The following is a 9,306-nucleotide window of genomic DNA, read 5'->3' as shown; positions in this document are numbered from 1 at the left end:
TAGTGTAATGGTTCTGGTATCATAGCTGAAATATTGAAGCCCTTGATCAACAGACTTATAACTGCCCAGGCTGCCGCCAATATACCATTGGGTAGGTCCGTTAGAATCATTAAAATAAAACTCATCGGCAGTAGGGTGCGTGTTTGCATTGGTTACTGTGACAATGATCGATCCGGCAGGTTTTCCGAAACTGGAACTTATATCTGCTGTCAAATTCAGCCCCATTCTGTTCATGGGGGAGGCAAAGCCAAACTGTGAAGGCCTTATAAAGCTAAACCCGCCTGGGTACACGGCAGCCAGGTTGGCAAAGTTATTAAGGGCGCATTCGTTAACATCGGTTATGCCGTCATTGTCATCGTCCAGATCAACCCGGTCTGGATAGCTATCATTGTCCGAATCGAGTAGATCGAAGGGGATTACGTAGGTAGCATTGTCCGATTTCGAATTTGCTATATCCGTTACGTAATACGTGAACAGGTCCTGCTCTTGACCTAAAGCCGAAGCGTTTGGCAGGTAAGCAAGGGTAGCAAACTGAGCGGGCGTTAAGGAGCTGACATCGGCAAGGCTACTAACAGCAGTTGACCCTAAATACAGCGTACCATGCTTGGGCAATGTACTAATCGTATAATTACCCAGACTCGGTCCGCCAGGGTCAGTACCCGATAAAATGGAACCACCTCCCTTAGTGAATGCGGAGCCGGTATTGACCGCTAAGGGTGTGGGGCTGGTAGCGGTATTGTCGAACAGGCTGTTCATTTTGTTGTCGGCAAAAGGTCTTTCCTGTATGCCAAATAGGATTCCTGTAACAGGGCTGGTAGCCACCGTTATAGGATTGGTTTTTCCGTCAACGACAGCATCCGCAACTGCGCTTGGCAGCACAGATTCTCCGGTTCGGGTCCAACTGGTTTCTAATAGTGAGAAAGGGGCTGGGTCTCCTGAAAAAACCCGAATATTGTCTGTGTTCATCATTAAATAATAGGTTCCGGCAGGAGCAGAAGCAAAGAAGAATGAACCGTCTGGGTTAACGACTGCCGATGCAGTTAACGTATCCTCCGGAATCTTTATGAGATAAACCACCAAACGATCATTAGGAAGGCTAAACGGGATTGCAGTATTTGTAATGGTGGTACCTCCATCTGGGTCGTTATAGACATGTCCTGATATGGAACTTTGAGCAAATAAGTGAGCTACGCTCAGCGTGAGAGAAAAGAGAACCAGAAGTAGCTGTTTTTTCATGAAAAATTGGTTTGAAATAGTCAAATTCATCAGGTAAGTATCTTGCAGAATTAAGAATACGTGATACTTATTTATCGTCGGCTTGATTATTATTAATTTATTATATGATAATATATTAATAATATATACAAAAAAAGAGTCTAATCTATTGATAGAATTGCCGATCAGGCACTATCAATAGATTAGACTCTTTTTTTGTATGTGGTTACGTCTTTTGTTTAGCTACGTTCCGGACGTAGTGAACGTACTGCCGCACCAGCCTGCCACATTTCTGATTCGCGCAGTTCAGCCAGCTCAACTTCCAGTTTTTCGCGGTAGTCAGGCTGTGAGTTCCGGGTAATGCTGATTTCGGCCTGCTCCTGATTTTTAACGGAGTTATACAATTGCTCGAAAACTGGCTTGGTTGCGTCCCGGAAAGGCTTCCACCAGTCGAGCGCACCACGCTGAGCAGTGGTTGAGCAGTTGGCGTACATCCAGTCCATGCCGTTTTCAGCAACCAGCGGCATCAGCGACTGGGTCAGCTCTTCTACGGTTTCGTTGAAGGCTTCAGAAGGACTGTGGCCGTTGGCACGTAGCACTTCGTACTGAGCAGCGAAAATACCCTGAATAGCTCCCATCAACGTACCACGCTCACCGGTTAAATCAGACGTTACTTCTTTGTAAAAATCGGTTTCGAAGAGATAGCCCGAACCCACACCGATACCCATCGCAATGGCTTTGGTACGTGCGTTGCCGCTGGCATCCTGATAAATCGCGAACGATGAGTTCAGACCTTTGCCTTCAACGAACAGGCGACGTAGCGAAGTACCCGATCCTTTCGGAGCTACCAGGAAGACGTCCACATCGGCTGGGGGAATGATACCCGTTTTTTCCTGATACGTAACACCGAATCCGTGCGAGAAATACAGTGATTTGCCCGGGGTAAGGTATTTTTTTACTGTTGGCCAGAGTTCGATCTGGGCGGCATCGGAGAGAAGGAAGCAGATAATTGTACCTTTTTCCAGAGCTTCTTCGATTTCAAATAGTGTTTCGCCCGGCACCCAGCCATCTGCAACAGCTTTGTCGTAGGTTTTGCCTTTACGTTGTCCGACTATAACATTGAAACCGTTGTCGCGCATGTTTAGCGACTGACCAGGACCCTGAACGCCATAGCCGATTACAGCAATAACTTCATTTGCCAGTACTTCACGTGCTTTTTCCAGCGGAAACTCTTCCCGCGTCACGACTTGCTCTTCAACTCCTCCGAAATTAATCGTTGCCATTGTTTAATTGGTTTTGTACTCTGTATTTAAGGTTACTACTTGGTTACACAAATAAAAAGCGCTTACATATAATGCTCCCATTCGGCCTCCTCAGGAAGGTATTCGACCAGACCTTTCTCTGTCTTGCCAACCGCTACGCGACCGGAGCGAACAAACTCCAAGATGTCATGCTGCTTGATGTAATTGAAAAAGTCGAAAATTTCTGTGTCATTCCCTGTTTTTTCAATGACGACATAATCCAAACCCCAGTAAACCACCCAGGCTTTGTGCTGCTGATTGATGGTTTCAACATCCAGCGGTTTACTGCCTAAAGCGGTCGAGATTTTGAACAGCGCAATTTCGTTATAGACAATTTCATCGTTGAGATAGCCAAAAACAGCCAGAACCTCTACAATCTTACGAATCTGCCGAACAAGCTTTTCGACTTCTTCGCGCGACTCATGTTTGATGACAATCGTAAAGCGCGATACGCCTTTGCGCTCAGTCTCTGATACGGTCAGGCTTTCAATATTAATACGTCGACGTGTGAAAATAATCGTGATGCGATTCAGCAGCCCGATGGTATTTTCCGTGAATATGCAAATGGTGTATGTTGTCATAATTCAGTTTACTGTTTTCAGTTTACTGTCCTCTGTTAGGTCTGCTTCACGTTGATACCGTCTACCTTTAAGATCTGTTTTAAGCAAGTAAGCAATTAGACCGTCGATTATTTTGGCTGTTTCATCAGCTTGTTCGTATAGGCTTTGAAAAAGCTCGTCTGAAAGATAACCGCAGTCAAGCGCACGGTACAATTGCGATTTTACTTCTGTAACGGAGCCTTTTGCTATACCTAAGAACTGAACAAACTCGCCCCGGCCACCTCTGCCGAATCCCTCTGCTACGTTGTCCATTACCGAACCGCTTGCCCGGCGAATCTGTCTAACTAAATCATAATCAGTCGCAAATGGCTTTTTGCCTGTAGTATCGAGCACAAGGTTATATAATACCCGTGCCTTTTTCCAGGCGTTCAAATCTTCAAAACGATGAATGGTTGCCATATGCAAACAGAAAACTGTAAACAGAAAACTCAACGTAGTCTAATTTGCGATACGCTTGTGCCAGCGGGTACCATCGGAAATACATTTTCTTCTTTCTCTACAATGACTTCAAGAAGGAAAGGACCGTCATGATTCAACATTGTATCCAGGGCGGCTGATAAATTCTCGCGTTCGCTACAGGTTTGCCCAGCCATACCGAAACCTTTCGCAATGGTAATGAAGTCAGGATTTTGCAACTCAACAAACGAGTAGCGACGTTCGTGGAACAGTTGCTGCCACTGACGTACCATGCCTAAAAAGTTGTTATTCAGGATAATTGCCTTAACCGGCTGTTTATTCTGAACAATCGTACCCAGCTCCTGCAATGTCATCTGAAAGCATCCATCGCCAATGATAGCAACTACCTGACGGTCAGGAGCACCAACCTGCGCACCAAAAGCGGCTGGTAGTGCAAAGCCCATTGTGCCCATACCACCCGACGTAACCAGGCTGTTGGGCCGACGAAACTGGTAGTAACGCGATGCCATCATTTGGTGTTGGCCTACGTCAGTTACCAGAATGGCTTCGCCTTTTGTTTTTTGGGACAGAAGATCAATTACTTCGCCCATTTTAATTTTTCCGTCGGAGCTGGTCAATGCCGGAACGGTAATGGTTTCGTTTTCAATCGCGTCGTATTTCCTGAATTCGTTTCGCCATACAGTATGATCATTTGGCTGGACCAGTGGGAGCAAGGCTTTTAAAACCTCTTTGGCATCACCTACGACGGGAGCATCGGCATGGACAATTTTATCGATTTCCGATGGATCGATCTCAATATGAATAACTTTGGCTTGCTTGATGAATTTACTGGCATCGCCCGTAACCCGATCATCGAAGCGCATACCAATGGCAATAATAACATCAGCCTGATCCGTCATTACGTTCGGGCCGTAATTGCCGTGCATGCCCAGCCAACCGACGTAAAGCGGGTGATCAGTCGATATAGTTGACTGACCCAGGAGCGTAGTGGCGACTGGAATACCCGTTTTTTCCGCAAAAGCGAGGAGTTCGTCTTCGGCTTTGGCAATCTGAACTCCGTGGCCAACCAGTACGTAAGGCTTCTTAGCGGTATTAATCAACTGCGCGGCTGCTTCTACTTGGTCCGGCTTAGGAACACGCCGTGGCTTGTAGCTGATGATACTTTGACAACGCTCATACGCGAACGGTCTGGTCATCAGCTCAAGTTGTGCGCTCTTTGTAATATCAATCAGAACAGGTCCCGGACGTCCGGACTGAGCAATATAAAAGGCTTTCGAGATGACATCAGGCACTTCGTCGGCACTAGTAATCTGATAGTTCCATTTTGTTATGGGCATAGTGACGCCCATTACGTCAGCCTCCTGAAAGGCATCCGTACCCAACAATTTTTTAGCGACCTGACCAACAATGCATACCATCGGTGTGGAGTCGATCAGGGCATCCGCAATGGCCGTGACAAGGTTGGTGGCACCGGGCCCTGACGTAACGAGGCAAACACCCGCCCGACCCGTTACGCGGGCATATCCTTCAGCGGCATGCCCGGCGCCTTGTTCATGACGTACCAGAATATGATTGATACGTTCCTGAAAATCGTACAGGGCGTCGTAAACGGGCATAATGGCTCCACCAGGATAGCCGAAAATAGTATCTACGCCTTCGGCCACAAGCGACTGCATGAGTGCATGCGAACCGTTAATGTAAGCAGGAGCCGGTGTGGTTTCAGTAACTTCCGGCATGACGCTGGCAATGACTTCCATGACGTTTGGGCGTTTTAAGGTCGTATTCAGTTAGTTTGTTGGTTATTACGTATTCAATTAAGGGCGTAACTGGCTATACTTCATCCGTTACGCACCCTTCGCTTGCTGATTTTACATTTCGGATGTATTTGCCGAGAATACCTTTCGTAAAAGACGGAGCCGGTTGCTTCCATTCACTTTTGCGGTGCGCCAACTCTTTGTCTGACACATGCAGTGTCAGCTCGCGCGATACAGCATCGATCGTAATTTGGTCGCCGTTCCGAACAAGGGCAATCGGCCCACCTTCAAACGCTTCCGGTGTTACGTGCCCTACGACAAACCCGTGTGTACCGCCTGAAAAACGACCGTCTGTGATCAGAGCAACTTTGTCGCCAAGACCTGCACCCATAATAGCAGAGGTTGGTTTCAGCATTTCGCTCATACCCGGCCCGCCTTTAGGACCTGCGTTACGTATCACAATCACCTGACCCGGCAGAATCTCGCCTTTCGATAGTGCTTCAATCACTTCGCCTTCATGTTCGCAGACTTTCGCTGTCCCTTCGAACTTTAGGCCTTCTTTGCCCGTAATTTTGGCCACGGCTCCGGTTGGCGACAGATTACCCCGCAAAACCTGAATATGTCCGGTAGCTTTAATGGGTTGGCTAAGTGGAAAAATTATTTTCTGCGTATCAAAGTTCAGATCAGGTGCTTCCTCCAGGTTTTCAGCTACGGTTTTACCCGTTACGGTAATGCATTCGCCATGGATAAATCCGTTCTGATACAGATATTTCATTACAGCCGGAACACCACCAATAGCAAGCATATCTTCCATATAATACTTACCACTTGGTTTTAAATCGGCTAGTAACGGCGTTTTATCACTTATTGCCTGAATTTCATCGATGGTCAACTGGATACCTGCCGCACGGGCAATAGCCAGATAATGAAGGACAGCATTGGTTGAGCCGCCAAGGGCCATTACGATCGTCAGAGCATTTTCGAGCGATTGGCGCGTAATAATCTCTTTCGGCGTAATGTTACGTTCGAGCAGCAGTTTCATGGCCGCGCCAATTTTCTTACACTCTTCCTGCTTGCCTTCGTGCGTGGCAGGATAGCTACTGCTGAACGGTAAACTCAAGCCCATTGCTTCAATGCTGCTGGCCATTGTATTGGCCGTGTACATACCACCGCAGGCACCAGCGCCGGGAATAGCGTTTTTGACAACGCCTTTAAAATCTTCGTCGGAAATATTTCCCGCGTATTTTTTGCCAAGTGCTTCAAACGCCGAGACGATGTCCAGCTTCTGACCTTTGTAATGACCCGAACGAATCGTACCGCCGTATACCATGATACCTGGACGTTCCAGCCGAGCCATAGCCATGATAGCGCCAGGCATATTCTTATCGCACCCTACTACAGTCACTACACCGTCGTACCACTGAGCAGCGACAACTGACTCAATAGAGTCTGCAATGAGATCGCGGCTGGGCAGAGAATAACGCATGCCGTCATTACCGTTCGTCATGCCATCCGATACACCAATTGTGTTAAATATAAGCCCCACTAAACCGCTTGCCTGAATTCCCTGCTTGACGTAGACAGAAAGTCCATTCAGGTGCATGTTGCAGGTATTTCCTTCGTAACCTGTACTGGCAATGCCAATCTGAGGCTTCTGCATGTCGTCTTCAGTAAGGCCAATACCATATAGCATGGCCTGAGCGGCAGGATTACTAACTTCCTGTGTGAGAACGCGACTGTAACGGTTTAACTCGGCGGTTGGTTGTTCAGTAAGCATACTTAACAATTAGCGAAATTTCGCTGGTGGTGTAATAACGCTGTAAATAAACATTCTCTTTTTCGGAAAGGCAAGAAAAATCAGATTATTTGTCCGATAAAATACGTTCGTATTACTTTTGATGCATGACAACTGAAACCGCATCTCATTACGATCATCTGGAGCAAATGTCGGTCCACGACTTGCTGTCGAATATTAATAAGGAAGACAAAACGGTTCCTCTTGCCGTTGAAAAAGCAATCCCTCAGATTGAAGCGCTGGTAAAGGAGATTGTTAAGCGAATGAAATCAGGAGGGCGATTAATATATATCGGTGCTGGAACAAGTGGTCGGCTGGGCGTAGTCGATGCTTCAGAGTGTCCACCTACTTATGGCGTTCCGCACGATTTAGTAATCGGCTTGATGGCTGGTGGCGATGGGGCCATTCGGAAAGCTGTAGAGTTTGCCGAGGATGATGCTGAGCAGGCCTGGAAAGATATTACGCCCTTTCAGCCAGACGAACACGATACGGTGATTGGTATTGCTGCTTCGGGCCGAACGCCTTACGTAATAGGCGGTTTGCAGGAAGCTCGAAAAGCGGGTCTTTTGACGGGTTGTATCGTTTGTAACGAAGGATCGGCCGTGGCGAAAGCGGCTGAGTTTCCGGTTGAAGTAGTTGTGGGGCCTGAATTTGTTACGGGAAGTACGCGCATGAAAGCGGGAACTGCGCAGAAATTAGTTTTAAACATGATTTCTACGTCGGTAATGATTCAACTCGGCCGAGTCAAAGGAAACAAGATGGTTGATATGCAATTGACGAATATCAAACTTCAGGACCGTGCTGCCAAAATGGTTATGAGTGAAATTGGCGTTAACCGTGAAGAAGCCGAGTTTCTTCTGACAAAGTTTGGTAATGTTCGCGGAGCCATCGACGGCTATAAAAGTAAGACTACGTAGTATGGCTAGGAATTAACAGAAAGTCGAGCCTGTCCTGTTGGCTTCGTTAATTGGAGTTGATCGCATTTAGGCAGGAGCTGAGCGATTTCAGAGAGGCAACGTATCAGAGAATAGCAACCAACGGATGGGATGGCTTTGGCGGTTAAAATAGGCTGTGCATGCTGATCAACAGCCAGATGCCAGCCCATCTGTTCTGCATCCGGAAATTGCTGAAAGGTGTAATCATGAATGCGCTTGAACCATTTCAGGCAGTCAGGGTGGCGGGTATAAACGTAGCCCTTTAGCAAAGCTGTAAGCGATTCAGCGTGAATCCAGGCCCATTTTTGCTGCCAGTCTGGGAAAATAAAAGGCTGACCTTTGACATCAACGTATTGATTCAATCCAGCCGTTGCTTCGTCCCAGGCTTGCTCGCAGAGGTGTAAACACCACATAACAACTTGAGTCGCCAGTTTTCGATTGACAAGGCCTGTCAACGGGCTTTTAGAAAACGCACTCTGGGCGTAAAGATCAAACAGATAGTTGGCGGTTTGGAACGTTAGTCCAACATTGAGCCGGCGACCTTCAGGCGTATTGATGAACGTACCTTCAGGGAGGACGTATTCACGCAGAATGTCGGTACGCCGGTCAACAAATTCGTGCAGAATCTCCTGAAGAATTTGGTCTACGTACTGCCTCCAGCTCTCTTCATCCAGCAGCAACTGCATTTCCAGCACCGCTTTCAGCACAGCTATGGGTTCACTCACATGCCTAAGTTGCTGGGGACTGCCAATCTGAATGGCTTGTTCATGGCGAATTGCTTCCCGCCTTTGCACTACGTTCGAGAACGCTTGCTTGGCCAGCATGGCCCACTCATCTTCACCAGTAGAACGATGAAACTGAGCATAGGCCATAGTTGAGAAACAATCGGGAATAACAGTAGATGACGTAGCAACTGGCCTGCCCCGACGATCAAGCTGGCTGTAGCAGGTAATTGTATCTTCGTGACCAAACTGACTTAAAAAACTAACCCCATGTCGGGCGTGTTCACGCCAGGCTAACTGGCCGTCAAGGGTATTGTAAAGCCACGCAAATGCCCAGGCCTGTTGCGCTTGTAACGTAACAAATTTATCACCCTCAATCGCTTCTCCTGCTGCGCTGAGCAGATCAAAATACCCTCCGCATTTACCATCCTGGCTATGTTTAAGCCAAAATGGTACAATCTGGCGTAGCAAAGCCTGTTGATATTGGGCGGAAAGTTTCTGAAAATCAAGCACGGTATAAAGATAAAGGGACTAATGCAGAAGGAGC

7 protein-coding genes and 1 pseudogene are annotated in these 9,306 nt (G+C 47.3%); 1 reads left to right on the top strand and 7 read right to left on the bottom strand.

Features of this window, described 5'->3' with window-relative positions; genetic code table 11:
* The 6 genes and pseudogenes from ACOJS8_RS17795 to ilvD form a co-directional block, all read right to left on the bottom strand.
* Nucleotides 1-1,236 (bottom strand): annotated as a pseudogene (locus ACOJS8_RS17795) (hypothetical protein); the annotation flags it as partial.
* A gap of 218 nt (nucleotides 1,237-1,454) precedes the next feature.
* Nucleotides 1,455-2,498, bottom strand: coding sequence for a ketol-acid reductoisomerase (ilvC, locus tag ACOJS8_RS17790; protein ID WP_420149892.1), 1,044 nt, complete (start codon nucleotides 2,496-2,498; stop codon nucleotides 1,455-1,457).
* 62 nt (nucleotides 2,499-2,560) lie between these two features.
* Nucleotides 2,561-3,097, bottom strand: coding sequence for an acetolactate synthase small subunit (gene ilvN, locus ACOJS8_RS17785; RefSeq protein ID WP_420149891.1), 537 nt, complete (start codon nucleotides 3,095-3,097; stop codon nucleotides 2,561-2,563).
* Nucleotides 3,098-3,100: 3 nt separating this feature from the next.
* The gene (locus ACOJS8_RS17780) at nucleotides 3,101-3,535 is read right to left on the bottom strand and encodes a four helix bundle protein (RefSeq protein ID WP_420149890.1); all 435 of its coding nucleotides are present in this window, start codon (nucleotides 3,533-3,535) and stop codon (nucleotides 3,101-3,103) included.
* Between the two features lie 29 nt (nucleotides 3,536-3,564).
* A complete protein-coding gene (gene ilvB / locus ACOJS8_RS17775; protein ID WP_420149889.1) occupies nucleotides 3,565-5,310 on the bottom strand; it encodes a biosynthetic-type acetolactate synthase large subunit in 1,746 nt (581 codons plus the stop codon).
* A gap of 73 nt (nucleotides 5,311-5,383) precedes the next feature.
* Nucleotides 5,384-7,084 carry a dihydroxy-acid dehydratase gene (gene ilvD / locus ACOJS8_RS17770; protein WP_420149888.1) on the bottom strand — a complete coding sequence of 567 codons (1,701 nt, stop codon included), beginning with the start codon at nucleotides 7,082-7,084 and terminating at the stop codon, nucleotides 5,384-5,386.
* Between the two features lie 125 nt (nucleotides 7,085-7,209).
* Between ilvD and murQ the strand changes: the two genes are divergently transcribed.
* Entirely contained in the window at nucleotides 7,210-8,019 is an 810-nt protein-coding gene (gene murQ / locus ACOJS8_RS17765) for an N-acetylmuramic acid 6-phosphate etherase (RefSeq protein ID WP_420149887.1), read from the top strand.
* A gap of 5 nt (nucleotides 8,020-8,024) precedes the next feature.
* Here murQ and ACOJS8_RS17760 read toward each other — a convergent pair whose 3' ends face one another.
* Complete coding sequence (locus ACOJS8_RS17760; RefSeq protein WP_420149886.1) at nucleotides 8,025-9,272, bottom strand: AGE family epimerase/isomerase; 1,248 nt, start codon at nucleotides 9,270-9,272, stop codon at nucleotides 8,025-8,027.
* Nucleotides 9,273-9,306: the final 34 nt, after the last annotated feature.

The organism is Spirosoma sp., assembly GCF_048594605.1.
Taxonomy (GTDB): domain Bacteria; phylum Bacteroidota; class Bacteroidia; order Cytophagales; family Spirosomataceae; genus Spirosoma.
Note: the sequence above shows the minus strand (reverse complement) of the source record. Positions and strands in the feature narration are given on the sequence as shown.

Excerpts from the sequence above, each read along its gene's own strand:
- ilvN (WP_420149891.1), bottom strand. The coding sequence starts at position 3,097 with ATGACAACATACACCATTTGCATATTCACGGAAAATACCATCGGGCTG.
- ilvC (WP_420149892.1), bottom strand. The coding sequence starts at position 2,498 with ATGGCAACGATTAATTTCGGAGGAGTTGAAGAGCAAGTCGTGACGCGG.
- murQ (WP_420149887.1), top strand. The coding sequence starts at position 7,210 with ATGACAACTGAAACCGCATCTCATTACGATCATCTGGAGCAAATGTCG.
- ACOJS8_RS17780 (WP_420149890.1), bottom strand. The coding sequence starts at position 3,535 with ATGGCAACCATTCATCGTTTTGAAGATTTGAACGCCTGGAAAAAGGCA.
- ilvB (WP_420149889.1), bottom strand. The coding sequence starts at position 5,310 with ATGGAAGTCATTGCCAGCGTCATGCCGGAAGTTACTGAAACCACACCG.
- ilvD (WP_420149888.1), bottom strand. The coding sequence starts at position 7,084 with ATGCTTACTGAACAACCAACCGCCGAGTTAAACCGTTACAGTCGCGTT.